Genomic DNA, 26,594 nt, shown 5'->3' with positions numbered 1-26,594 from the left:
GCAATTCATCTCCCACCTGCAGAGGAAGGAGAATTCTTGCTATATTTATGTTAAAGACGTTGTATCTCTTTATTTCTCCATCATCACCAAATACCGGAAGAGCAAATCTTGAATCATATGAATACCAACCATATTTAGCATCTTTACTATGCTTCTCCTTACGATTATCTTCATAAACCTCGTTCGTTGCTATTTTAAGCAATTCCGGTAATCCCTGTGCGGCATTCGCTTTTGCTTTCGCATTTGCTCCTTTCAAAATCCGAGTATAATTTGAGTGCGTATACTCATCAGGAAGATCCGATCCAATATAAATCATCTTATTGCAATCTTCTATCTGATAGAATTCTCCTACATACTGGCGTAAATACTTTTCAACTTCATCCCAATTAACTGCTCTTTTTCCCTTGAACAGAATATCGTGAATAAATACTGTTTTCTTTCCGTTCAAATCTTCGATAACATTTACTTTTCTCTCCAAGTTAACCTCCTAAACATTTACGCATTATAACGCATTGCGTTATGCTTATTGTAAAAAAATATACAGAGGATACCTTTTAATTATCTCCACTTTTGATTCGACGCTCTATTTCCGCTCTGTATTTCAACAATCGCAGTAAATAATCCGGAAGTTCTCTTTTCTCTGCTTCCCAATCTTGAACAGTACGATACGGAATACCATAGTAATCACTAAATTCACGTCTGTTCATTCCCATTTTTTCTCTTAATTCTTTTACTTCTTTTCCCCTACTCATGATAAAACTCTCCCGCCAAAATAACGCATTGCGTTATTTAATAGTATCCGATATATGCTATGTTGTCAATCCACTATCTTCTCACCTCGCATCATATTATTCGCCATATGTTTTTATAAAATAAAAAAGACAGGCTCAAACTCCTTGATTTTCAAGGAATTTTCACCTGTCTTTCTTCACAAGCACATCCAATAGCAAGTTTCCTCACACTGCTTATTGTTTTCCCCAATTGATGCGGGAATCTTACTTGAATTTTGCTTGATTCGGTTAAATAATGCCATATTCTTTCAAAAGTTTTTCAACATCTGTGTTTTCGATAAACCCTAAGGCCTTTTTAATCGCTATTTTTTCTTTCAATCCCAGCTTCATCTGCGTCAAAGCTTCTCCATCACGAAGCTTTACGGTAGCATTTAACAGATCTCTCACATCGTAGGTACTGCCCCAGACTTCCGGCACACCGCGATCCACGTCTAAAAGTGTATACACTGCTTCCATGCCGGTTCTCATAGAATATTCTGTGGTAAAAATAGTATCTCTGGCTGTTTCCGCAAACTGACCGATAAAGGCAAAATTCACTGCCCCGTCAGGAACTACCTTCGGACGATCTGTATCATTTCTGGGCATGAAGAATGCGTCAATATAAGGCATCATAACCGGAACTGTATTGGCACTGTTCTCTGCAAGTTCTTCAATCTGATTTTCCGGCACACCGATATGATACAGCCATTCCATACAGATTTCTTTTCCTGTACAGTCTCGCATCGGTTTTTTAATATAATCACCAGGTCTGTCATTAAAGAGTGCATATACCCATACAATGCAATGGTCTTTCGACTGAGTTCTAAACTGTGGCTGACGATTGATGGTCCAGCTCAGGAGCCAGCTGGAATCTTTAACTGTTACAATGCCTCCGGTTACCACTTTTCCGGTGAAAGGATCTCTTTTACAGATATTCTTAATGTACGGAATAATACGCTGATCAAGCGTTTCCACAGTAGCACTCATCCAGTTACACAGTTCACTGTCATAGCAGAATTTATCCGGGTTTCCAAAGTCCGGACTCTGGGCTGCAATACGCCTCCACATATCCCATCCACCGCCCGGCTTGATTTCCGGGTCATATGGTGCCGGCGTATTTTGGGATCCCATTGCAGAATTCTCCACACATCCGCCGTTGGTGATAAACACAAGATCATCTTCTGTCAGATCAACATAGCGAGTTTCACCTTCTGTTACAATTTCAATCCGTGTAGCCTGTTTTCTATCGGGTTCAACATGAAATTCAACATTCACCACTCTGGTATTATAATGGAATGCCACACCGGCTTTTTCCAGATATTTCACCATCGGAAGAATCATACTCTCATACTGATTGTATTTTGTAAAACGAAGCGCTGTAAAATCCGGAAGTCCTCCGATATGATGAATATAACGCTTGATATAACGTTTCATTTCCAGGGCACTGTGCCAGTTTTCAAAAGCAAACATCGTTCTCCAATAGAGCCAGAAGTTTGAATCAAATACTTCATCATCGAAGAATTCATCAATACGCTTATCATATAAATCTTCATCCGGGGTAAAGAACAGCTTCATAATCTCCATTTGGGCTTTGTCAGAAACTGCAAATTTCTTGTCTGTATGTGCATCTTCTCCACAGTTTACAGTGGCACGGCAAAGTGAATAATTAGGATCCTCCTTGTTCAGCCAGTAATACTCATCCAAAACACTGACTCCCTCTGTTTCGATCGATGGGATGGACCGGAAAAGATCCCACATAACTTCAAAATGGTTGTCCATTTCTCGTCCGCCACGCATCACATATCCCACGCCTGGATATTCAAATCCATCACACGCTCCCCCTGGAATAGGATCCTTTTCAAAAATATGAATATGCTCCCCTTTCATCTGTCCATCACGAACAAGATAGCATGCGGCTGAAAGTGCTGCAAGGCCTGTGCCAATAATATAAGCAGACTTGTGATCCACACCTTCCGGTTTTTTCGGACGAGCAAATGCCTCGTAATTACCACTTGAATAATACATAATCATACCTCCTAAAGCTTTGACGACTCTATGTTTGTTAGTTATGCCCTGATTATATGTTAGTGGTCATTCTCCTGCAATCAACAAAACAACCGTGCCATCGAATTCTTTAACAGTAAAGCTGCATTGTCGTTTTTTTCAACAAAAACAGCAACTTGTTGGAATCTCAATCTATACGGCACTTCTCCAACATACGTACCACATCCCCTTCAATAAGTGCACTGATTCGTGCAACCAATTGTTCCGGTGATGTCTTCATATCATTCCGTATCCAGTCCAGAATTATTCCTACAAAAGCAAATTTATAAAAATCTGCAATGAATTTCTTATCTTCTTCCCGAACACTCATGCCTTCTGCGCATTCTTCAACTACATCCTTGATCAGTCGATAAACAACCCTATATAAATATTGTGTGATTTGCTCCTGGCTTACATAATGATATACATTTAATATAAAAGGCTTATTTTCTTCAATTGCATAAAAAATATTCAAGAAGCCTTGTTCCCATGTATCATACGTTGTGTTTCCATCCGCTGCTCTTTTTGAATCTTCTTCACAGGACCATTCCACCAGATCATAAATATCTTTGAAATGATAATAGAAGGTTGCACGATTAACGCCACAGTCTTCGGTAATATCATTGATCGTGATCTTATTAACCGGTTTTTTCATAAGCATCCTCTTAAGTGATTCTTCTAACGCCCTTTTTGTAAACTCTGCCACGTATCATTCCTACCTTTCTATAATAAGACACAGGCAGCGTATATACTGTCTGTTCCTTGCTAAAAATACCCCGCTGGTCTTCCAACGGGGTATCATTAATTACTTCTTCGTGACTCAAGAGTTATTCTTCTGCTGAAAACTGATCTTTTCCAACAGAACATAATGGACATTCAAAATCGTCCGGAACATCTTCCCACTTGGTTCCCGGTGCAATACCGCCTTCCGGATAACCTTTCTCCTCATCATATTCCCATCCACAAACATCACAAATGTATTTCATTGTCAGTTCCTCCCTTATAATATTTATGATCACGTTACTTTTCAGGAATGATTCCTATTTATTATTATATACAATTTGAAATAAAAGTCAATGCAAAAATAGGAACCATTTCTGTTTTTATCGTGTTCCATATCTTTTTGCAAGGATCTTTTGCGGTGTAATCCACACACTAAAACGAAAATGCATTTTTTCAAAGTTTGAACTTAGAATCCACATATCCATCCTGACTCATCAGGCTTTCAAGTGCCTTTGCTTTTGCTTTGATTTCGATTGATGCAAATTTATAGATCTCATCTACTTTATCGTTTACTGCAATAAGAAGCTGTTTTAAAGCATCAAGAATCTCTTTCTCGGTCTCATTCACAATGTCTTTTCCGATGCCTGCGTCCAGGTACTCCAGATATGCAGACGTCAGCTGTAATGTTTCCGGAATATAATAATCATAAAACTGATCCAAATCTGTCTGATACACTCCTTCAAACTTTGTAACTGCATCCTGCAGAACTGGCAGTCTTAAAATCAGTTCCTCATATAATCCATTTATTTCCTCCGGCAGCTCACAGTGCAGTAAAAGCCTGGCAGCTTCTGTATACCCCTGTAATGTCCGCTGTCCCATCTTCTGTTCAAAAGCTGCAGTATCAAGCGCTGGTCTGGATGGTGCCACTATTTGTTCTTTTGCTGCCACATGATCCTGTCTATCTTTCATAACAAAGTCACCGCCACTGATGACAGACTCTACAGATCTGTCAAAATCAATGTCATCAAATGACACTTCCATATCCTCAGAATCGTCTGGCACAGAGAAATCTTTTGTTCCTTCGGAATCGGCATGAACATTGGTAATTTTAGTCTGTGCAGATACGATCCATGCCTCTTTTACATTGATCCAAAATTGTTTTTCTATCATCCCTGTTCACCCTTATAATCTATACCATATAATGCACTCATACAATAAACAGAATGCGGGCAAAATTCACAGTTTCTTGATCCAGTCTGCTGACCACGGTCATAAAAAATTCCCCTGCGTCCCTCCTGACTCATTAGCATAGCCGCATTTTTCCTGGCCTGTTCATAAATTCTTTCATCCAGAAATGTAAGATTCAAACGGTAGTTTGTATAATTTTTATCCTTATATGCAGTGTAAGCATCATCCGGTTCCATAACCGGCCACCTTGCAGCATCATCCCTCATCTGACGTTTTTCTGCTTTCCTGATGTTTGGAAATATTTCAAAAACCTGCCCGGCAATCTGCTCGATGGTATACTTTCCCTTCAGCAGCTTATTGAATATCTGAATCAGCCGGACAATCGCCCTGTTCTGCTGATATTCACTTCTATAAGCGGAACTGTCTCCAAGCACGTATTCATATACAAAACGCATCGGACATAGCGAGTAAACCAATTTCGCATCATGCTCATACATTTTTTCATTATTTCGAATATCAAAGGAACAATCCAGATGCTTATGCGGATAAATACCGGTTACATATGGCAGCTCCAGTGAACGTGCATCTGTTCCCCGAATTTGTGCATCACTCAATTTATCAATTAATGTAATGTATGGCGACGGCGAATATAGCTTTTCGCCCTGTTTTTGTATCCAGGAAATTTCCACATCTTTATTTTTAAGTGCAGTGTATAAGTAATATCGATTTGACAATGGGGTCAACCTGTTATTTTTAATCCAATTGTTAAGATAAGTATTCTTATTACACTCAGCAATTGTTAAAAGTACGTCCTCATCCAGCGGCCAACCATACTTTCCGGCTGCACCGGGCAGTCTGGAAATGTCTGCCAGGCATATATGCACTTTCTCTTTTGCAGCAATCGGTGCCGCTTCAACCTGAAAAATATTAAACACAAGCGTCTGAAGTCCTGCATGGCTCTGTTCTTCATCATCTGTCCTGCCGCCCATGAAAGACAGCAGTGCTGCTGCCAGATCTCCCGGGTAGCACAGAAAATCCCTGACCTTCTCACTTTCCAATGCTTCAAATATTTGTTTTACCTTTTCACGTTCTTCCAGGTATAGTTCCTTCGGCATACCTTTGTGCATATAAAGCATACCATCCAGTTTATTCATATGTTCATGTATAGAAACCGGCTCATTTCCTCCAAATAAAGCCTTAGCCATCCTTATCAGCTGATCAATAATATCCATCACTTCTGCAATGTGGCTTTCATTTATGGAAAATGCACTAAAATAGCGAAGTGGATTGCCTAAATCCTCTTGTTTTCTTTTGTCCTCCGGATCATCTGCCTGAACTGTAAAAACATCCACTGCGTTATGACAGGCATCTGTAAAAGTTTCCAGACGAGCCTTCCATTCGTCCACTGTATAACACCCTTCAAAATATGGCAACAGCCTCTCTAAATCTTCTGTAAAATTCACGCTGCTTTTACCATTAGAAGAAAGCCATCCTGAAGCAAAACACTTTCGCAGTCCATTCTGGCTTAATACAATGCCTTGAAGGTCTTCATCCCACATACGATGCAATGCATATACAAACTGGCCAATTGGATATGACAACAGATTTCTTGTTTCATACTGTTCAGGATAATAATCCTTCAGCATATTATTCGCAGCCCTATCATCTGTACAATAAATATAATACCCTGCTTCTTTGATACGCGGAATGTCTTCTATAAATTCAACTGTATTATTATATTTAATAATGTTTATATTGGACGCACTGGTCTTTTCACCTGTTTCAAAAATCTCACCCAACGGATTTATCTTTATATCAGCATCCTGTCTGATCCACATTTTCTTTTCAGGAAAGCCGTTCTTATGATCATACAAATACTCCCAGATCTGATTTGCATACGGATATTGTTCTTCATCCTGAATCAATGCGTAGATATCATATCCTGCATGCCCAAAGCAGTCAAACACATACTGCTGTATAGGCGTGAGAAACTGAAAACCATGCCATACGATCTGTTTTCTCCCATGAAACTTAAATATTTTATTTACAGCATCTGAAAAGACGTCTGCATCCTGCAATTCTACTAATCTGTTCCTGAAATTATGGATCGAATCATCTGCATTCTCAAGCTTCTTCCACATCTCTACAAACAGACGGATATCCCTGGATAGATCCTGGATATCTTCCGGACGAACCCTTGCTTCCTCTAAACGAATCATGTTATTTATTGCAAAATAAAGATTCTTTTTGCATCCAAATAACCAGTCTCTCTCAGATTTGTCTTTTGCAGAACGGATCTTATCCCTGAGAAAATGGTTCAGCACCGTAATATAAGCAAATCTTTGTCCACTGGTATTCCAGCCTGGAAATAGTCTTTGTAAAAAGCCGGAGAATCCCATTATGTTGCGTTGAAAAATACGCATATCAAAAGCCATGCTCCTGGCCATTTCCAAAGACATCGTCAGCTGAGGCAGTGCTGCAATCTGGGAAAAGAAGAATGCTTTTTTCAATTCTGTTATTTTCACATATGTATAGACCCTGTTACTCATCGATCAATCCTACCTTTCTGATCAGTGAAGACCAGCTTTCATAAGAGTCCCAGTCATTGACCAAAAGAATTAATTTATTTACAGCCCTGGTCATAGCTACATAAAGCATTCTCGTTTCTTCTGCCATACCTTTTCGTACTGCATCTTTACGCAGCTCATCGTACCAAACACTATTCATATGCTCCGAAAAGTTTCTTTTGTAATACCATGCAGCTTTTTCTTCATTCATTAAAATGGTAGTTTGTTCATGGGGAATTAAGCTTCCATTCATAGCCGGCATTATAACCGTATCATATTCCAGTCCCTTTGACTTATGGACTGTCATAATATAAACACTGGTATAATCATCAGCCATTTCTATATCCGGTTCCATTTCTTCCCGGTTAGAAGAGATCATTAAGGTCAAATATGTATAAAGGTCATATAATGTAGCAAATTCCCCATCCATTCTCTGCTGTATCATCTCCATAAGCTTATCAAGATTCATCTGATAGCTTTTGGCATCAATAAGAGCCTGTCTGTTTTTCCTGGCCTCCGTCCAATCCCCACCATACATACGGACTTTATCAAGTGCGATATAGTTTTCGATCACATTCTCATTTTCTACAATATCCCTGATCACAGAAAGTACCGGTCTGATGCGAAATTCCTTTTGATACTTATGCCAGTTTGTATGAACAGTGTAATTCTGAAGATATTCATTCAAAGCCTTCTGATTCCCTTTAAGCTGCTCCATCTCTGTAACGGAAATCATACTATCATAATCAGCATATGGCGTCATTAGATAATTATATGTATATACAGGCTGATCCACGAAAATGTAGGAGCTGATCATTGCATAAAAATCCCGAACTGCTTGCGACAGAAAAAACGGTTTGTCCGAATTTAATACAACACTCTTTCCGTTTGCCCGACAAAGATTGGCAATCTCTGCTGCTTTTCTGTTACCTCTCACAATAACTGCCACTTTTGTCTGTTCAGAAATCTTCTTTTTGCCTGACCTGACATCCAGTTCAAGATCCTGAAGTGCCTGATTAATAACATTCATGGTTTGCGAAGGTATTTCACTTTTTTTATAGACCATCTCCATATGCACTTCTCCGATGTCCTTCTTAAAAGGACGTACAGATTCTTCATATCGCAGCAAGCCTTCCTGTGACCATGCAAAGAAATACTTCTCCATGATCTTCATTATGTTAGAGCATGTTCTATAGTTATTTCTCAGGCTGTAATAACGAAGCGTTCCCTTCATCTCCCACTCAAGAATATCAAAAGCCTGATCCGTAGCGCCTTTAAATGCATAAATACTCTGTTTAACATCCCCAACCACAAATAATCTTGTACCAATTGTCCTCGCAAGATTTGCAAAGGTGCGTATCTGGGTTGCATCTGTATCCTGAAACTCATCAACAAAAAGATATCTCATATCCAAGCCATTACAATCCAGCCGCTTATCTAATAAATAATGGCCAAAATCAAAAAACAAGTCATTAATGGAAATAGCATTGGCATCCAGTTTTAACTGCCTGTATTTTTCCTCGAATTGCTTTAATACAACACATAAGATCTTCTGGAAATTTGCGACTACCTGGTTTTGATCCGCATTACCCCAATCCTTTTCCAGGATCTGATCGATCGTATATCCTTTTCTGGTCAGTTCCCGCCAGTAGCTGTCTATCAGCCGACACGCCTCCGAATATGTCATGCCAATCTGTGCATCAATTGATTTTTGTTCGTTAAGGCAATCAGAAAGAAGATCCTTGATCAAATCTTTTCGTTCTTTTTCCATGGGTTGAATCTGTAAATCACGGCCAAATCCTACTCCTGTGCCAAATCGCCTGAAAAGATCATATGCAAGGCTGTCAATGGTGCTGATATGCATCTGTGACTGCTGTTCCAGCCATGACAAATACTTTTTATTCTTTGTCAGGGAATACTTGCTTAATAGCTTCTCCTGTAGCTTATCATTCATCTGATTGGTTGCTTCGTTGGTAAAGGTGATCATATATATCTCAGACATATTCAGATCAGGAACCATATGCATTAAATACAGGATCCTGTCGATCATAACTGTGGTTTTTCCTGTTCCTGCAGAAGCCTTTACCACGATGTTAGATGCTTTATCACAATGTTCAACCCGGTACTGTGCTGTATTAAATGCATATATGTTATTCTCAAACCATTCAAACAAAGCTTTGTAGTCAGTATCCAAGCCAATACCATCAACCACTTTAGATGCTGGTATTGATGCCCAGCCTTCAAAACTGCTAATATCATAGGTCTGCAAAAATAATCCTTTTACAAATCCAGGAAACTCTTTTCGCAAAGCTTCACAATCATGGGTTTCGCCAAACCAGAATACCTTTATTCCATTCAGTAAATATGTCCTGATTTTATCATGATACAGGAGTAGTTCTTCTTTGAAATATAAGATTGAATATCGCGGTTCCATGTCAGCTCCTATCTGCTTCGTAAATGCTGTTCGTCTGTTATCTTCTGATACTATTCATAAGAAATTACTTTTAAAAAACATTTCAAAAATATAGGGGAATCTTTAGCAAGATCCCCCAGAGTTCCACTTGATTGTAGGTAATAGCACCTCGCTATGATTATCGATTATATCATCAATCAGCCTGAAAGTCATCAGAGTTCCATAAGCCACTTCTGCAACTTCCCCTCAAACTCACCGTACTTGAAAGATGTATAAATCACACCGTTGTCTTTCAGTGCATCACACATATTCCGGATCACAGGAAGAATATCCACAGGACTTTTGCCTTGACTTTCTTACCTACGCATCGTATTATTTAATACAGTTCAAATAAATACTATATGCAGTAAGGAGGTGCAGCATATATGCGTTCCTCAGCATTCATAACTTTTTTTCACGATGCATTAAACGCTTACAATAAAATGTGCGAACCTATTCTTCACGAATTTGATATTCCACAGGTATCTTTTGATATTTTGATGTTTCTGAATAATAATCCGGATTTATGTACAGCTCAGCAAATAAGTGAATTTCGGAACATAAAAAAGAACTTAGTATCTGTCCATGTTGAGAAACTGGTAACTGCCGGTTATCTGCAACGGGGAACTGTAGCCGGAGACAGGCGCAAAGTTCTGCTCTCCTGCACAGAAAAAGCCCAGCCAATTCTCAAGGCCGGCCTGGAAATGCAGCAAGATTTTAACCAGAAGCTTACCCTGGATATCCCCCAAAAATATATGAATATTTTCAAGGAAATCACCGAATCTATGGCCGCGAATACTCGCCAGATGCTCAATGAATAATGTTAAAAGAATACTTCTAAATGAATAACACAAAACACAAAAAGGAGATATTGCCCATGCAAAATAATAAAAATTTTCTAGGTACAGAACCTATTGGAAAGCTTCTTCTCAAACTGTCTATCCCCACAGTAATTGCCCAGCTTATCAATATGCTTTATAACATCGTAGACCGAATCTATATCGGGCACATCCCTGGTGATGGCAGTCTGGCCCTTACCGGTGTAGGCGTCTGTATGCCAATCATTATGATCGTATCTGCTTTTGCTGCCCTGGTCAGCTCCGGCGGTGCACCAAGAGCATCTATTTACATGGGAAAACAGGACAACCAATCAGCGGAGAAAATATTAGGCAGCTGCTTCTTTCTCCAGATTATCGTTTCAATTATTCTGACTGCCTCTTTACTGTTATGGGGCAAAGATATATTGCTGGCCTTTGGTGCCAGTGAAAATACCATCAGCTATGCATCCAATTACATGCGTATCTATGCCTTCGGTACACTGTTTGTTCAGCTGACTCTTGGTATGAACGCCTTTATTACTGCTCAGGGATTTACAACTATTTCTATGGTTTCCGTTCTGATCGGTGCTATTTGCAATATTGTTTTAGATCCTGTATTTATCTTTGCCTTTCACATGGGGGTAAAAGGTGCAGCCCTGGCAACTGTAATATCACAGGCGATTTCCACGCTTTGGATCATCTTGTTTCTTTGTGGTAAAAAGACACAGCTACATCTTAGAAAAAAATACATGCGCCTTACGCCAAAAGTCATTATCCCTTGTGTTGCACTTGGACTTGCTCCTTTCATTATGCAGGCAAGTGAAAGTGTTGTAACCGTTTGTTTTAATTCGTCCCTGCTCCATTATGGAGGCGATATTGCAGTGGGCGCAATGACGATTTTAACCAGCGTTATGCAATTTGCTATGCTTCCCCTTCAAGGAATCGCACAAGGAGCACAGCCTATTTCCAGTTACAATTACGGAGCTAAAAATGCAGACAGGGTAAAGAAAACTTTCCGTTTACTGTTGATTACCTGTTCCGCATATGCTGCCTTACTCTGGGCATCCGTACAGCTCGCCCCAAGATTATTTGTAAGTATTTTTACTGCTGATGCAAGTCTTATTGATTTTACTGCACCAATGTTAAAAATCTATCTGGGTTCTATGCTCCTGTTTGGTATCCAGATTGCGTGCCAGATGACATTTACCTCACTTGGCAAAGCAGTCTGCTCTATCATTGTTGCCGTTGTCCGCAAATTTGTACTATTGCTTCCGCTTATCTATATCATGCCTCATGTTGTATCCAATCCAACTGCAGGCGTATATATGGCCGAGCCTATTGCTGATCTGATCGCAGTAACCTTTACATCTGTTCTATTTGCAGGTCAGTTCAAAAAAACACTTGCAGAAATTCAGAATTAAGCGTTATAAAAATAATAACCTGATTGCCATAGTAAACTACTTGGCAGTCAGGTTATCAACACATCCCAAATCTATCATATGAATCCATTAAGGATTGTAAGTAATGCTCCAACTATTTTCGTATCGTACATCAATCGGGTAAAATATATTCCATCTGTCTTTCTTTTGTTTTCATTCCCATTTTTTCATAAAATTTTTCTGCTGAAGTATTTCCTGCCCATACATTTAATGTCACTTCATAGCAGCCCAGCCGCTTCGCTTCGTTTTTTACATAGTTAAACAGACTTTCTCCGATATGCTGACCTCGCTCCTGTTGATCAACACATAGATCATCAATAAAAAGAGACTTAAACGGCACCATATTGTTTGAAAATGGCTGTTCCCGTAGTTGGCAAAATGCATAACCTACACAAACATCTGCCTTGTTCACTGCAACATAGATTGGATTCTCTTTGTTTTTCAAAAGCGCTTTCAATTCGTCTGCCGTATATTTTGTTGTGCCTGGAATGAAAATATCAGGCCTTATATCGGCATGAATTTGTAACACCTGTCCTAACAATTCAATAATTCTTGGAATGTCTTTTTCTTCTGCTTTTCTGATCGTCATTTTTGTCTCCTTCACATATACAGCAAGCTTATCCCAGTGACTGCCCTCATTAATTTTTTCTATATTTTAACGGCGACACTCCGTATGCTTTTTTGAAACTTCTGATAAAATAGCTTACATTCTGATAACCACTCTGCATTGCTGCCTCTGTAACAGAAATATCCGTGTCTTGCAGCAGCTGTTTTGCATGCTCTAATCGTAAATATGTCACATATTGTGAAAGGGTAATGTGAAAATGTTCCTTAAAATACCGGGATATATATTTTTCCGAAAGATGAAACTGCGCCCCAAATTCCCTTAACAATATCTTCCCTGTAAAATTCTGCTGTATATACGAAACCATCTCTTTTTCTATAGTATTTCTGCCGCTGGTATCATTTTCAACTATAAATCCCTGTTTCCACATTTCAAGGATAATTTGTAAAAGAACTATTTTCGTTTTGATCTGAGCAGTTATTATTGACTGGCTTTCATCATTTTCTGTCACATATATCTCAATTAACTGCTGGCATAGTTCTTTTACCGTATCTTTCACTCTTGGAGTTATCATCAGATGACCGCTGTTTAATGGCTCAAGCAATCGCTCATCTAACATGTCATCTGTACGAAAGGATATATATTTTAACGGAAAAAGAAAAGTAAAATAATCCACAGCACCAGCCTGTGAACCCATAAAATGCAGATTGCCCGGTGACACTACAAAGGCATCCCCAGGTTTTCCTATATAGTTCTCACCTGATATACTTACAGTCAGAAGGCCACTTTTTACATATACAATTTCAAATTCATCATGCCAATGCACCGGTACCTGAAATGACCTGCCCCCATTCCTCATATGATATATACTAAATGGATCGTCCTTTGTACCATGTGGTTTGTTTTCCTTTAATTCAAAGTACATAATCTCTCCTAAGGTTATACAAGACTCTTACTTTTCCATTTTCCACTCTTCCATCTAAGTACCATTCCAACGGCTCTGGCGCATTCATCTGCTGCCATGGCAATATAGGATCCTACCGCCAGAAGTCCCATATGTATTCCGAGAAAGTATGTCCCGCCAACAGCAAACAGATACATAAAGATTGCCCCCATTATAACAGGAAAAAGTGCATCTCCGCTGATTTTTAACGCCTGTCCGTATACAAGATTTGTCACTCTTCCAAATTCAAGGAATATGTCTACTATTAACAACTTTACCACAAGATTTATCATTTGTGTATCATTTGTAAATAAATGCACTATAAAATGTCCGGACAGTGCAAATGTGGTAGAAAAGCAGGCGGCTGTTACAAGACCATAGAACACAGCTTTTCTCGTACCTCTGTCACAGTCTTCAAACTCCTTTGCTCCAATTCTCCAGCCGGTCATAATCGCATTCGCCTGTGCAAGTGCAGCACCTACACAATACGAAAAGTTTGAAATCTGCAGAGTATATGAACGAGCTGTAACATTCATTCCATTGGCATCCATCTGATTCATAAAACGCACGATGAATGTCAGTGCCACATTATAAAGTGCTGTTTCAAAAGCAGAAGGAAAACCTATCTTAACAATCTGCGCAAGTATCCTTCGTGAGGCAATACGCTGAGGATTCTGCTTTGCTTTTATAAGTACAGCTCCCATAATCGCTACAATAATAAGATTGACAACCCTTGAAATAACTGTGGCAACAGCAACTCCCATAACTCCCCAGTTAAATATAAACAAGAATACCGAGTTCAGTATTAAATTAAGAACATTTCCAACAATAGTTCCTATTAATGAATGCTTTGTATATCCAAACACTCTCAAATAGCTGGCAAAAATAGGAATAAGCGCATTTAAAAAACATGCACCTCCAACAATTTTAAGGTATGTTTCCGCCGGCTCAAGCAAAGCCGGGGCAATACTTACGATTCTAAGTATATTGCCAGAAAAAGCAGCAAGAACAATAGACATCAGGATACCTATCACTGCATTAAATATCAGTCCAAGCTGTCTGGCCTGATATGCGATCCCAGGTCGTCCTGCTCCAATATTTTGTGACATAACAGCTATCATACCCGATGATATTACTCCAAACATAATGATAAAAACGCCTATATATGTATTTGCTGTTCCCACTGCTCCCACCGCCTGATCACTGACAGACGCTAACATAAGTGTATCCACCATACCAGAAAGCATATATAACAAAGTTTCCAAGCATATCGGTATAGATAATTGCGTTAGTGTTTTTCTTTCAACTGCCATATTTTTCTCCTCACATACTATCTCCAAAATCATTCTCCCACCCTTGTGCAAGCACAGGTGGGATCAGCCCTTTTGACACTGTAATCATCTTATCAATAATACGATATATTGTCATGTATTTCTTGTATAATATCCTGCAAAAATTGCACTATTTCTATTTTTAAATAAATAAACTGTAAAAATTGCCAATCGTATTTCTGTTTCCTGCGCTTTCAGCTCCATCAGGCGTGGGCAAAAAATTTGCATACCTGTCAAGGTTCTTTCTTCATTCGCAGTGTTGCATTGTTAAATTTGTCCAGTATACATTGATTTAGTTTCAGTGTTTTTGGTTGTTTTTTCTAAAAATATGTATGCTTTTCATTGACGTTCTCGGCATTTTATGTTAGCATGAGGGTAATTAAAGACATCGGATGACGAAACTGGGAGAGACACAGAAATGTGCGCCGAAGGGGCTGAAGAACTCTCAGGCAAACGGACCAGTTTCCGACGAACCTCTGGAAAGCAACAGCAAAGTTGCACCGAAGAAGCAACCGATCACAAGTTTCGGGTAATCTTTCAGGTTAAGATGACAGAGCGCAGAACAAGTATCTATTTGTTCTGTGCTTTTTTGTTTGTCATTCTGATGTGAGATAAGGAGGAATCACCTATGGAAAAAACAACACCGCTCTATGCCACCCATCAGGCACACGGAGGCAAGATCGTTCCCTTTGCCGGATATCTTCTTCCTGTCCAGTACCAGACTGGTGTGATCGCAGAGCATATGGCAGTTCGGGAATCCTGTGGTCTCTTCGATGTATCCCATATGGGAGAAATTCTTTGCGAAGGTCCCGGGGCACTAAAGCTGCTGAATCATCTGCTGACCAACGATTTCACAAATATGTACGACGGCCAGGCAAGATACAGTCTCATGTGCTATGAAAACGGCTGCTGCGTAGATGATCTGATCGTTTATAAGGTCCGGGATGAGCGTTATTTTATCGTAGTGAACGCTGCCAACAAAGATAAGGACTTTACATGGATGAAAGCTCATGAGCAGGATGTTGAAGGAGCCACATTCACAGACATTTCCCACTCTGTTGCCCAGATCGCTGTACAAGGTCCAAAAGCCCATGAGATCCTGGCAAAGCTTCTTCCAGAAGACGAATTTCCGGTAAAATACTATAGTGCCTGCTTTGACCGTACCATCGGCGGTATGCACTGCATAGTCTCCAAGACCGGTTATACCGGTTCCGCAGGATACGAGCTTTATCTTGATGCTGAGAATGCTGCAGCCATGTGGGAGCTTCTGCTGGAAACAGGAAAAGAAGAAGGTCTGATCTGCTGCGGACTTGGAGCCCGGGACACACTGCGTCTGGAAGCCGGAATGCCTTTATATGGACATGAAATGAATGAGACCATCACTCCTCTGGAAAGCGGCCTTGGCTTCTGTGTAAAGTTTTCCAAAGAAGAGTTTATCGGCAAAGAAGCCCTGGAGGCAAGCGAGCCTGCACGAACACGCATAGGACTGAAAATTACCGGCCGCGGCATTGTCAGAGAACACATGCCTGTCTTCTCCGGTGATATAAAGGTTGGCATGACCACTTCCGGCACCCATGCCCCCTATCTTGGATATCCTATTGCCATGGCGCTGGTAGACAAGGCATACGCAGCTGTGGGAACCAAGCTTACCGCCGATGTACGCGGCAGAAAAGTTGAGATGGAAGTTGTCTCTCTTCCATTCTATTCAAAAACAAAAAAATAAATTTCATATAATAATAAAATTACGGAGGATTTCTATTATGAACTGTCCAGAAACATTACGTTATTCCAAATCACATGAATGGGTAAAAAAAGAAGGCGATATCACCTTGATCGGTCTTACTGACTTTGCACAGAGCGAGCTTGGTGATCTGGTATTTGTCAATCTGCCGGAGATCGATGATACCGTTACTGCCGGAGAAGCTTTAGGTGATGTAGAGTCTGTCAAAGCTGTATCCGATATTTTCTCCCCGGTATCCGGAACTGTCTGCGAAATCAATGAAGAGCTTCTGGATCACCCGGAACTGATCAACGAAGCACCTTATGATGCATGGCTCATCAAGGTAAAAGATATCACTGATGAAGAAGAGCTGATCAATGCTGCTGAGTATGAAGCTCACTGTCAGTCAGAAAGTAACGGCTGATCTGCCGGAATTTATCTACAGGAGGTAACTGTCATGGGTTCTTACATACCTAGCACCAGAGAAGAACGACTGGATATGCTGCACTCCATCGGGATGCATTCTTTCGATGAACTGTATGCGGATATTCCTGAGTCTCTTCGTTTAAAAGACGGACTGTCTTTACCGGTCGGCCTGTCTGAAATGGAAGTAGCCAGGAAAATGGAGGAAATCTCAGAGAAAAACACACGTTTTTCTCATATTTTCCGAGGCGCCGGATCCTATCAGCACTATATTCCGGCCATCGTGAAACAAGTCACTTCAAAAGAAGAATTTGTCACTGCATATACCCCTTATCAGGCAGAGATCAGCCAGGGATTGCTGCAGTCGATTTTTGAATATCAGACCATGATCTGTGAACTAACAGGAATGGATGTTTCCAATGCATCTGTTTATGACGGTGCAACCGCTGCCGCAGAGGCTGCCGCCATGTGTCGTGACCGAAAACGAGGAACTGTCTGTGTCAGTGCTTCCGTGGATCCCAAAACCTTATCTGTGATCCGTACCTACTGCTTTGGTTCTGGAGCCCCCCTTGTGATCCTTCCTGAGAAAGATGGTCTTACAGATTTGGAAAGCTGGAACGCTATGGATACTTCCTCCATCGCCTGTCTGATCATTCAGACCCCAAACTATCATGGATTGATCGAAGATGGAGCTGCCATTGCGAATGCTGTACACAATTCCGGTGCCAAACTGATCGCCAGCTGCAACCCCATTGCCCTTGGTCTTCTTGAAACTCCGGGAGAATTTGATGCCGATGTAGCGGTAGGTGAAGGCCAGCCATTGGGACTTCCTATAGGATTTGGTGGACCTTATCTTGGATTCATGGCTTCTACCAAAGACATGATGAGAAAGCTTCCTGGCCGGATCGTAGGTCAGACCACCGATGTGGATGGCAAACGGGCTTATGTCCTTACTCTTCAGGCACGTGAGCAGCACATCCGCCGAGAGAAAGCAAGCTCCAATATCTGTTCCAACGAAGCACTTTGTGCTATGACCGCCGCAGTCTATCTGTCGGCTATGGGTAGTGCCGGACTTGAAAAAGTAGCTGCTTCCTGTATGGCCAATGCCCGCTATCTGCTGGATGAATTGACTGCCCTGGGATTTACCAGGAAATATACCGGTGAATTTTTTCATGAATTTGTAACCACCTGTCCCTGTGATGCAGCTGTTCTCTCTGAAAAGCTGGCTGCACACGGATATTTATCAGGACTTGTGACCGGACAGTCTGAAATGCTCTGGTGCACCACTGAAATGAATACAAAATCTGAGATCGATAGTCTTATTGCTGTGATAAAGGAGGTGCTTGCATGAAACTTATATTTGAAATGGGGGCACCCGGAAGAGGCTGCGACCTGATCCCGCCCTGCACAACCCCTGAAGTAACTATCAAAGTACCAATGCGTAAAAAAGCACTGCATCTCCCGGAGGTATCTGAGACAGAACTCAGCCGTCACTATACGGATCTGGCAAAACAGACACATGGAGTTAATGATGGTTTTTATCCTCTTGGCTCCTGTACCATGAAGTACAATCCGAAGATCAACGATGCTGCCTCTCTTCTCCCTGGATTTACCAACATTCATCCTTTGCAGGATACCAAGGATGTGCAGGGATGTCTGGAAGTACTCTCTTCCATTGAAGAAGCATTATGTGAGATCACCGGAATGCAGGCATGTACTCTTCAGCCTGCAGCAGGTGCTCACGGTGAATTTACCGGTCTCCTTCTGATCAAAGCATGGCATGAAAGCCGTGGTGACAGCAAACGTACAAAGATCATTGTTCCGGATTCTGCCCATGGCACCAATCCTGCCAGTGCAGCTATGGCTGACTTCGATGTGATCAATATCCCGTCCGATGAGCATGGGTGTGTAGATTTGGAAGCATTAAAAGCCGCTGTAGGTGATGACACTGCCGGCCTGATGCTCACGAATCCAAATACAGTTGGTCTGTTTGATCCAAATATTGCAGAGATCACCCGGATCGTTCATGATGCCGGCGGATTATGCTATTACGATGGAGCAAACTTAAATGCAGTTATGGGCATTACCCGTCCTGGCGACATGGGCTTTGATGTAATGCATCTGAATCTGCATAAAACATTTTCCACCCCTCACGGTGGAGGCGGGCCTGGCAGCGGACCAGTTGCCTGCAAAGATTTTCTGACGCCATTCCTTCCTGGACTTCGCATTAACAAACAGACAGACGGTACTTTCACAGCCAAGACTGCTGCCCATGCCATTGGAAATGTACGCAGCTTCTCTTCCAATTTCCTGGTTGTGGTCCGTGCTTTCTGCTATATCCTGACTCTTGGCCGTGAAGGTATTCCGGAAGCAGCCACTACTGCAGTGCTGAATGCCAACTATATGATGCACAAGCTGACCGGCCACTACAGGATGGCATACGATCACACCTGCATGCATGAGTTTGTCATGACATTAGAACAGGAAAAGCATGAGCGGAATGTTTCAGCCCTTGATATTGCCAAGGCATTGCTGGATCACGGTATCCATCCGCCCACTATGTACTTCCCGCTGATCGTCCATGAAGCGTTGATGATCGAGCCTACTGAGACAGAAAGCCGTGAAACATTGGATGAAGCAGTACAGATCTTCCTGGATGTACTAGCAGAGTCCCAGGCCCATCCGGAAAAAATGCATGAATATCCATTTGAAACACCTGTCCGCAGGTTGGACGAAGTCGGTGCCGCACGAAAACCTGTGGTACGTTATATCAGCTGGGAGATGACTCCCACCTCTATAGGGTGAGAAACAAGCTAGTATCAGTGGTGGGAGTCAATCCCCCAGCTGATATAGCCTCCGGCAGGATTGCAGAGGTGCGCAGTAGAAGTATGTCATGCAATTGCATGACGCGCACCTCGCAGCAAGAATGCCGAGGCATTCTTGAATTATAATCCCGAATAATATCGAACTAATCTCTAGCAGGAGGAATCCACGATGATACAGACTCTGACCACATACGAAAGCATGACTACCGATCCTTATACAAATCTTGCAGTGGAAGAATATCTGACCTTTCACGCAGAACCGGGAGAATGCATTTTATACTTATGGCAAAATGCACATACGGTTGTGATCGGGCGAAATCAGAATTGCTGGAAGGAGTGCCGTGTATCAGAACTGGAAGCAGACGGCGGCCATCTGGTCCGCCGCCTCTCCGGTGGGGGAGCCGTCTACCATGATCTGGGAAATCTGAATTTTACTTTCTGTATGCGCAAAGAAGATGCAGATGTAGACCGTCAGCTTCAGGTGATCATAGAAGCAGTTGCTTCCTTTGGACTGACTGCTGAGAAGACCGGTCGAAATGATGTGGCCATCAACGGACAGAAGTTTTCCGGAAATGCATTTTTTGACTCCAAGGGATGTTATTACCATCATGGGACACTGCTGCTGAATGTAGATACAGCTTCCATGTCCCGTTTTTTGAATCCTTCCAAAGCAAAATTGCAGTCAAAAGGTGTAAGCTCCGTCCGCTCCAGAGTAGTAAATCTGTCTTCCCTTTGTCCTCACATCACTGTGGACACCATGAAACAGGCTATGTGTACCGCATTTTCCAAAGTATATGGATTACCTGCTGTATCTTTGTGTGCAGATCGGCTGGAGCAGACTGCCATTTGCAAAGGCAGAGAACGTTTCTCCTCGGATCGCTGGAAATACGGACCAAAGATTCCATTCACTAATCGGCTGGAACAACGTTTTTCATGGGGTGAGGTTAATCTTGATCTTCATGTAAACGAAGGAATGATCACCGAAGCACTGCTTTCTTCTGATTCCATGGAGACAGACTGGTTTTCTGATATCGGTACGGAATTTCGGGGTCTCCTTTATCGTACTGATGTACTTTGCAAAGCATTAGACCGATCTCTGGAACAACATATGGTTCCTGAAAATGTCCGTTCTGACTTAAGTCGGATGGTACAAGAACAAATCTAATGAAAAGGAGAGAATTTATCCATGGCAGAAATGACAACAACCATCTATGACCTGACTGTCATCGGTGCCGGCCCAGGCGGATATGAAGCAGCTCTGGAAGCAGCAAAGCTTGGGCTTCGCACTGCTCTGATCGAAAAGGATTCTCTGGGAGGAACCTGCCTGAACCGGGGATGTATCCCTACCAAAACACTGCTCCATTCTTCAGAACTCTATAAGGAAATCTGTAATGCAGAACGTTTTGGTGTCTCTGCAGAGCATGTCCAGGCCGATCTTATCAAGATTCAGCAGCATAAGCAGACAACGATCACAACTTTGCAAAAAGGAATTGCTGCTCTTTTAAAAGCTGCAAAAGTTACTATATATCAAGGTCTGGGAACAGTAATCCATACCGGCACTGATGCATCTGGCACTGAAGGGATCAAGCAGGTACAGATCACATCCGATGGAGCTGATCCTGTTATCATTGAGACACGGCAGATTCTGTTAGCATCCGGCAGTGTTCCCTCTATTCCACCGATTCCCGGACATGATCTGCCTGGTGTAATGACCAGTGATGAACTGCTCTCCTGGAATCAGAAACCATTTTCTTCTCTGCTGATCATTGGTGGCGGTGTGATCGGTGTAGAATTTGCCGGAATCTGGCAGGCACTTGGAACCAAAGTCACGATCCTGGAAGCACTTCCTTCTTTGATTGCCAACATGGACAAGGAGCTGGGGCAGAGTCTGAAGCAATCCCTAAAGAAAAAAGGTGCAGATATCCATACCGGAGCCAAAGTACAGTCTCTGGAATCTACGGATGAGGGCCTCTTATGCACTTACACGGAAAAAGATACGGTCTGCACTTGCACTGCACAGGCGGTTTTGATTGCTACCGGCCGAAAGCCTTATACAGATGGGCTGTTCGCTGATGGTCTTGCTCCTTCCATGGAACGTGGCCGTATCCTGACAGACGAACATTTTCAGACCAGCCTTCCCGGTATTTATGCCATCGGCGATGTAAATGGAAAACTGCAGCTGGCACATGCTGCCACTGCACAAGGAGTTCATGCTGTCCATCAGATTGCAGCAGCATTATCAAATGATACATCCAGCAGTGCTGTCTCACATATAAGTATCCCTGTCCTTGATCTTGTTCCCTCCTGTATCTATGCTACTCCGGAAATTGCTTCCATAGGTCTTACACTGGATCAGGCAAAAGAACAGGGACTTGCCGCCAAAAGTCATAAAATTTTAAGCTCTGCCAATGGAAAATCCGTATTATCCCTGCAGGAACGCGGGTTTATGAAGGTGGTCTATCTGGAAGAAACTCATGTGATCATCGGTGCACAGCTTCTTTGCGCCAGAGCCACTGATATGATCAGTGAATTTGCTGTTGCCATTGCCCAAAAGCTCACTCTGGAAGAAATGGCTTCTGTGATCCGTCCCCATCCTTCTTTCAGCGAAATGATCACCCAGGTCACCACCTTATAATGAAATCTCCAAACAAAAACTATGATTAAATTTTTTGTAACGTTTTCTCCTGCTTGTGACTTAATTATATAGAAAGACATCAGATAAAATAATTATACAGCAAGCAGGAGGAGCCTTATGAAACGATATTTAGGAATATTCATTCTGACAGTTATTGTTGGTTTATCCGGTTGTACATCTGAAACAGTTCAAACTCTTAAACGCTATGCGGAATTGATACCAGCGCCATACAGAGAAGTATTTCCTTATCTATTCAGGTCATCTTCAATCTTAGCAAACTCTGCTTGTGCTTCTGCACGGTGTTTTGCCCCTTCTTCATGAATCTTAACCACTTCATGAATGGAAGTAATGATATCAGCATTTACCTTGCGAAGAGTCTCTACATCAACATTAGCTCTTTCTGATGCCAATGCAGCATTAAGAGCTTTTGCTGTATGTTCAATGCCCAATGCCAGTATCATCTGATTTCTCCAAAGCGGAATGGTATTAATAATGTCAGAACGAAGCCTGGCTACTACTTGCTGATCAGCATTCTGAAGTATTCTGATCTGTGGTGCCATCTGAATAGATATAAGTCTGGTTGTTTCCAGATCAAAAACTCTCTTTTCAAAACGTTGACATGCGTCCTCGTAGTCTTTACAAAGCTGAATATCCAACTGATCCTGTGTTAATTCTGCTTTGTTTCTAAGTTCAGCCAGTTTTGTATTTCTTGCAATTTCAAGGGCTTTCTTCCCTGCAAGAATATACATTGTCAGTTCTTTATAGCATTCCAAATTCAGATCATACATCTGCTCAAACACATAAATATCTTTTGTCAAAGCTTGCTGATGTCTCTTCAGATCTTTTTCAATCTTTTTAATAATCGTCTCAGCATTTTCATAATTTGCGATCACATATGCCGCTTTCTGTTTTCCCTTCCTAAAAAGACCAAGTAATCCTTTTTTCTGTGGTACAGCCGTACTGTTAATTGCCACTTGAAGTTCACGTAAGCAGTCACCCACTTCACCGAATTCTTTTGTCTTTACAATTCCCATCATTGACGAAGAAAAAGCCGAAATGCCCTTCTGTGCTGCAGTGCCATAAGAATTGACCATTTTAATATTCAAAATATCAATCTTTTTGGCAAATGCATCCACCCGCTGCTTTTCTTCGTCTGACAATATAGATTCATCAACAGCTCCTGCCTTCTGCCCCATCGCAGCCGTTATTTCTCTTGTATCACTCATGTTTTTCCCTCCGGATAAAGTCCGCAAATCATAAAAACATTCTCGCATTTGCATTTTTTGTATGATTGCTGTTATGATCTACAGGTGTGCCTCTTGAAGTATTTATAATAAACGCGGATGGTTTCCACATGCCAACATCTTCATCTGTACCTGCATTGCAGAACTCAGATTCAATATCATCATATACTGTAACATCAGAAGATAAAATGAAAAATCCAGCTTTCCATCAAAATTCATTTTCTTTGCATTCAATACCACACATTTATCATTCATGGTATTAATTTTTCCTTGTAAATTGCTTTAAGTTATTGAGATGGCACCTCTTTATCAGTTGGCCATGATTTCCTGAGAGCCACATAGGATATTAAAAAATTGGCAAGCCAGCCAGCTGGTACAGCAAGCCAGACAAATGCAATGCCAAAACGCGGTGCAAAAATCAACGCAACAGACAGACGAATCGCCAGGTTCACCATGTTTGCAATGAGGAACGGCCGCATAATTCCCAGACCCCGAAGAACTCCATCAGTTGCCATTTTGATTCCCATAAAGATGAAGAAATAGCCAAGCCATCTCATATAATCCTCGGATACCTGATAGGCTAGGACTGTTCCGTCTTTACCAAGAAACAACGAGGAAATTTGCGTGTGCAGCGTTTCAATGACAATAAAAGCAATGGCTGCAAAGCACACATCCAGCACCAATGCAGCTTGGTAACCTTTTTTGATACGCTGGGGTTTGTTTGCGCCCAGGTTCTGGGAAACATATGGCGAAACTGCATTTCCGATGGAAACAAAAATCAGTGAAAAAACATTCTCTACCCGCATCGTTGCCGCATACCCAGCAAGTGCCTGCGTTCCGAAAGGATTTACAACTGCCTGCACGATCATCATACCAATAGACACTGTAGACTGCTGAAGAACCGAAGGTACAGCAATTTGAAACATGGAATGTAACTCCTGCCGGTCAAACCAGTCAAAGTGACTTTTATATCGCCTCATCCGATGTAAAAAAATCAGAAGCGAAAACACGGCAGAAATGCCTTGCGCAATCAAGGTTGCAAGCGCCGCACCAAACACACCCAGACCAAGACCGGCCACCATCCAAAGATCCATAAAGATGTTTAAGAGTGACGAGAATATTAGGAGTCCCAGTGGAATTTTTGATTCGCCTATGGAAGTAAACATCGTTGAAAGGATGTTGTACATAAACAAAAATAGAAAACCTACAAAATAGACCCGCAAATACAGCACTGCATCATCCATTATATCGACAGGGGTTTGTAACGCACTCATCATCCAGTGAGAAAAGCAAAAACCAAAAACACCAAGAACGATACTCAGAATTAAAAAGCTAAGTAAGGACGTTGATACAATAGTTTTCATTTTTCCATACTCTCTGGCACCGAAATAACGGCTCACCAGCACACCGGCACCCACACCGGCACCCAGTGCCACACAAATGAAAACATTTGTCAACGCTGAACAAGCACCCACAGCTGCAAGAGCGGAGGAGCCCACAAACTGACCGACGATAATAGAGTCAGCCATATTATATATTTGCTGAAAAAAGCTACCGAGAATCATCGGCATTGCAAAAACCGTCAGTGCTTTAAGAGGCGCATCTGTGATTAAATACTCATCTTTTGACATTATCATATTCCTCCACAGGTTTCATAATTTCACGTGTTCTTCTCTTCATCTAAATCAAATTACATATTCAGAATGTAAGTTTTAAATTACGTTACGTAATAATTATATGCAGTTACAACAATTTAGTCAAGTCACTGTTTACTTTTAGTAATATGAATGATATGATATTTTAGAAACGCTATATTATTTTACAGGAGGAACACTTATGTACCTGGACGGTTTAGATGCACTGGATCAGAAGATTATCCAGCTGCTTATAGAAAATGCACGTATCTCTTACTCTGATATCGGTGAAAAAACTGGCATTTCCAGAGTAGCAGTAAAGGCCCGAATTCAGGCTCTGGAGAAAAAAGGCGTGATTGAAGAATATACAACAATAATAAACCCTCAAAAAATCAATGGTGCTGTATCATGCTATTTTGAAATTGAAACAAAGCCAGGCCATCTGCCGCAGGTAACAGATATATTATATAAAAATGATACAGTCACACAGATTTACCGTGTCACCGGAAGAGACAAGCTGCATGTACATGCTGTCGCTTCATCAAGTGATGAGATGGAACGCTTCCTGCTCAATGTTATTGATACACTGCCCGGCGTTATCAGCTGCAGCTGCAATACAATCTTATCACGTATTAAAGATATTAAAGGATTACGGCTATAGAAATCAGATTGCTCGGATTACACTGGCTGCTATAGGCATCTGTTTCCTCCGAATTCAGACTCCAGTTGATTCTTCATAAATAGACTTTCCATCCATTGCTGCACATACCATACAGACTGCACTCTGGCGATCTCTTTATGAAAGTATCTTTCCAGAGAAAGATTTTTTCTTTTTACATATGGTCTTTTTCAGTTATTTTGCGAATAACCCGGCATGGATTTCCAGCTGCCAGACTATAGGGAGGAATATCTCTTGTCACAACACTTCCTGCGCCTATTACACAGCCCTCTCCTATACTAACGCCACCACAAACAACCACATTGGATGCCAGCCAGCAATTATCTTTTATAGTTATTGGCTTCGCATATTCAAGATTATAAAAACTTCCATCTTCTCTTTTCCTGATATTACGTTCTTCAGGTAATAATGGATGCATAGGAGTTGCCAATGTAACGTTAGGACCGATCATCACATTATCTCCTATATGTATTTCACATACGTCTAAGCATGTAAAAGTGACATGCTCCCACCACTTAAATCTCAGATTTTGAAGTGGGGGCTTCTTGCTCAATGGCTCTACTGAGCCAAGTATCTACAAGCTATCCTCGCGTGT

The 26,594-nt window shown here is 41.5% G+C and carries 23 protein-coding genes, 1 pseudogene and 1 riboswitch; of the genes and pseudogenes, 9 read left to right on the top strand and 15 right to left on the bottom strand.

Features of this window, described 5'->3' with window-relative positions:
• From G5B11_RS15500 to G5B11_RS15465, 8 genes are all read right to left on the bottom strand, one after another.
• A partial coding sequence (locus G5B11_RS15500; protein WP_173728987.1) for a hypothetical protein occupies window positions 1–478 on the bottom strand: 478 nt, incomplete at its 3' end.
• Window positions 479–554: 76 nt separating this feature from the next.
• Window positions 555–752: a helix-turn-helix domain-containing protein gene (locus G5B11_RS15495; RefSeq protein ID WP_173728986.1), complete on the bottom strand. Its 198-nt coding sequence runs from the start codon at window positions 750–752 to the stop codon at window positions 555–557.
• A gap of 267 nt (window positions 753–1,019) precedes the next feature.
• A complete protein-coding gene (locus tag G5B11_RS15490; protein WP_173728985.1) occupies window positions 1,020–2,795 on the bottom strand; it encodes an oleate hydratase in 1,776 nt (591 codons plus the stop codon).
• A 166-nt stretch (window positions 2,796–2,961) separates the two neighbouring features.
• Window positions 2,962–3,519 carry a TetR/AcrR family transcriptional regulator gene (locus G5B11_RS15485; protein WP_158422614.1) on the bottom strand — a complete coding sequence of 186 codons (558 nt, stop codon included), beginning with the start codon at window positions 3,517–3,519 and terminating at the stop codon, window positions 2,962–2,964.
• A gap of 121 nt (window positions 3,520–3,640) precedes the next feature.
• Entirely contained in the window at window positions 3,641–3,799 is a 159-nt protein-coding gene (locus tag G5B11_RS15480) for a rubredoxin (RefSeq protein WP_158422615.1), read from the bottom strand.
• Window positions 3,800–3,989: 190 nt separating this feature from the next.
• A complete protein-coding gene (locus G5B11_RS15475) occupies window positions 3,990–4,706 on the bottom strand; it encodes a hypothetical protein (protein WP_173728984.1) in 717 nt (238 codons plus the stop codon).
• Window positions 4,703–7,273 (bottom strand): hypothetical protein, encoded by a 2,571-nt coding sequence (locus G5B11_RS15470; protein WP_173728983.1) that lies wholly within the window; start codon window positions 7,271–7,273, stop codon window positions 4,703–4,705. Before G5B11_RS15470 ends, G5B11_RS15475 begins: the two co-directional genes overlap by 4 nt.
• Window positions 7,266–9,725 (bottom strand): UvrD-helicase domain-containing protein, encoded by a 2,460-nt coding sequence (locus G5B11_RS15465; RefSeq protein WP_173728982.1) that lies wholly within the window; start codon window positions 9,723–9,725, stop codon window positions 7,266–7,268. The genes G5B11_RS15470 and G5B11_RS15465 overlap by 8 nt, the downstream gene beginning before the upstream one ends.
• Window positions 9,726–10,129: 404 nt before the next feature.
• On the opposite strand from G5B11_RS15465, the gene G5B11_RS15460 reads away from it, so the two are divergent.
• The gene (locus G5B11_RS15460) at window positions 10,130–10,564 is read left to right on the top strand and encodes a MarR family winged helix-turn-helix transcriptional regulator (protein ID WP_158422619.1); all 435 of its coding nucleotides are present in this window, start codon (window positions 10,130–10,132) and stop codon (window positions 10,562–10,564) included.
• A gap of 56 nt (window positions 10,565–10,620) precedes the next feature.
• Window positions 10,621–11,982 (top strand): MATE family efflux transporter, encoded by a 1,362-nt coding sequence (locus G5B11_RS15455; RefSeq protein ID WP_173728981.1) that lies wholly within the window; start codon window positions 10,621–10,623, stop codon window positions 11,980–11,982.
• Between the two features lie 130 nt (window positions 11,983–12,112).
• Here G5B11_RS15455 and G5B11_RS15450 read toward each other — a convergent pair whose 3' ends face one another.
• From G5B11_RS15450 to G5B11_RS15440, 3 genes are read right to left on the bottom strand one after another with little or no spacing between them, the layout of a single operon-like run.
• Complete coding sequence (locus tag G5B11_RS15450) at window positions 12,113–12,589, bottom strand: GNAT family N-acetyltransferase (RefSeq protein ID WP_173728980.1); 477 nt, start codon at window positions 12,587–12,589, stop codon at window positions 12,113–12,115.
• Window positions 12,590–12,638: 49 nt separating this feature from the next.
• Complete coding sequence (locus G5B11_RS15445; protein ID WP_158422621.1) at window positions 12,639–13,490, bottom strand: AraC family transcriptional regulator; 852 nt, start codon at window positions 13,488–13,490, stop codon at window positions 12,639–12,641.
• Window positions 13,491–13,504: 14 nt separating this feature from the next.
• The gene (locus G5B11_RS15440) at window positions 13,505–14,821 is read right to left on the bottom strand and encodes an MATE family efflux transporter (RefSeq protein WP_173728979.1); all 1,317 of its coding nucleotides are present in this window, start codon (window positions 14,819–14,821) and stop codon (window positions 13,505–13,507) included.
• A 410-nt stretch (window positions 14,822–15,231) separates the two neighbouring features.
• A riboswitch (glycine riboswitch) is annotated at window positions 15,232–15,310 on the top strand.
• A gap of 157 nt (window positions 15,311–15,467) precedes the next feature.
• Here G5B11_RS15440 and gcvT point away from each other — a divergent pair.
• The 6 genes from gcvT (at window position 15,468) to lpdA (ending at window position 22,442) form a co-directional block, all read left to right on the top strand.
• On the top strand, window positions 15,468–16,562 hold the full coding sequence (gene gcvT / locus G5B11_RS15435; RefSeq protein WP_173728978.1) for a glycine cleavage system aminomethyltransferase GcvT: 1,095 nt from the start codon (window positions 15,468–15,470) through the stop codon (window positions 16,560–16,562).
• A gap of 37 nt (window positions 16,563–16,599) precedes the next feature.
• Complete coding sequence (gcvH, locus tag G5B11_RS15430; RefSeq protein WP_173728977.1) at window positions 16,600–16,983, top strand: glycine cleavage system protein GcvH; 384 nt, start codon at window positions 16,600–16,602, stop codon at window positions 16,981–16,983.
• 33 nt (window positions 16,984–17,016) lie between these two features.
• On the top strand, window positions 17,017–18,333 hold the full coding sequence (gcvPA, locus tag G5B11_RS15425; RefSeq protein ID WP_173728976.1) for an aminomethyl-transferring glycine dehydrogenase subunit GcvPA: 1,317 nt from the start codon (window positions 17,017–17,019) through the stop codon (window positions 18,331–18,333).
• Window positions 18,330–19,787, top strand: coding sequence for an aminomethyl-transferring glycine dehydrogenase subunit GcvPB (gcvPB, locus tag G5B11_RS15420; protein ID WP_173728975.1), 1,458 nt, complete (start codon window positions 18,330–18,332; stop codon window positions 19,785–19,787). Before gcvPA ends, gcvPB begins: the two co-directional genes overlap by 4 nt.
• Window positions 19,788–19,976: 189 nt before the next feature.
• Complete coding sequence (locus G5B11_RS15415; RefSeq protein ID WP_173728974.1) at window positions 19,977–20,972, top strand: lipoate--protein ligase; 996 nt, start codon at window positions 19,977–19,979, stop codon at window positions 20,970–20,972.
• Window positions 20,973–20,993: 21 nt separating this feature from the next.
• A complete protein-coding gene (gene lpdA, locus G5B11_RS15410) occupies window positions 20,994–22,442 on the top strand; it encodes a dihydrolipoyl dehydrogenase (RefSeq protein ID WP_173728973.1) in 1,449 nt (482 codons plus the stop codon).
• Window positions 22,443–22,687: 245 nt separating this feature from the next.
• On the opposite strand, the gene G5B11_RS15405 is transcribed toward lpdA, so the two are convergent.
• The 3 genes from G5B11_RS15405 to G5B11_RS15395 all read right to left on the bottom strand — a co-directional run bounded on the left by G5B11_RS15405 (window position 22,688) and on the right by G5B11_RS15395 (window position 25,317).
• On the bottom strand, window positions 22,688–23,668 hold the full coding sequence (locus G5B11_RS15405) for a toxic anion resistance protein (protein ID WP_173728972.1): 981 nt from the start codon (window positions 23,666–23,668) through the stop codon (window positions 22,688–22,690).
• Between the two features lie 102 nt (window positions 23,669–23,770).
• A complete protein-coding gene (locus tag G5B11_RS15400) occupies window positions 23,771–23,941 on the bottom strand; it encodes a hypothetical protein (protein WP_173728970.1) in 171 nt (56 codons plus the stop codon).
• Window positions 23,942–23,973: 32 nt separating this feature from the next.
• Window positions 23,974–25,317 (bottom strand): MATE family efflux transporter, encoded by a 1,344-nt coding sequence (locus tag G5B11_RS15395; RefSeq protein WP_173728971.1) that lies wholly within the window; start codon window positions 25,315–25,317, stop codon window positions 23,974–23,976.
• Between the two features lie 205 nt (window positions 25,318–25,522).
• Here G5B11_RS15395 and G5B11_RS15390 point away from each other — a divergent pair, with 205 nt between their 5' ends.
• Window positions 25,523–25,981, top strand: a complete 459-nt coding sequence (locus tag G5B11_RS15390) for an Lrp/AsnC family transcriptional regulator (protein WP_158422868.1) — start codon at window positions 25,523–25,525, stop codon at window positions 25,979–25,981.
• Window positions 25,982–26,153: 172 nt separating this feature from the next.
• Here G5B11_RS15390 and G5B11_RS15385 read toward each other — a convergent pair.
• Window positions 26,154–26,495: pseudogene (locus G5B11_RS15385) on the bottom strand (DapH/DapD/GlmU-related protein); the annotation flags it as partial.
• Window positions 26,496–26,594 lie beyond the last annotated feature (99 nt).

This window comes from Blautia glucerasea, from assembly GCF_013304385.1.
In the GTDB taxonomy this organism is placed as follows: Bacteria; Bacillota; Clostridia; order Lachnospirales; family Lachnospiraceae; genus Blautia_A; species Blautia_A ammoniilytica.
Note: the sequence above shows the minus strand (reverse complement) of the source record. Positions and strands in the feature narration are given on the sequence as shown.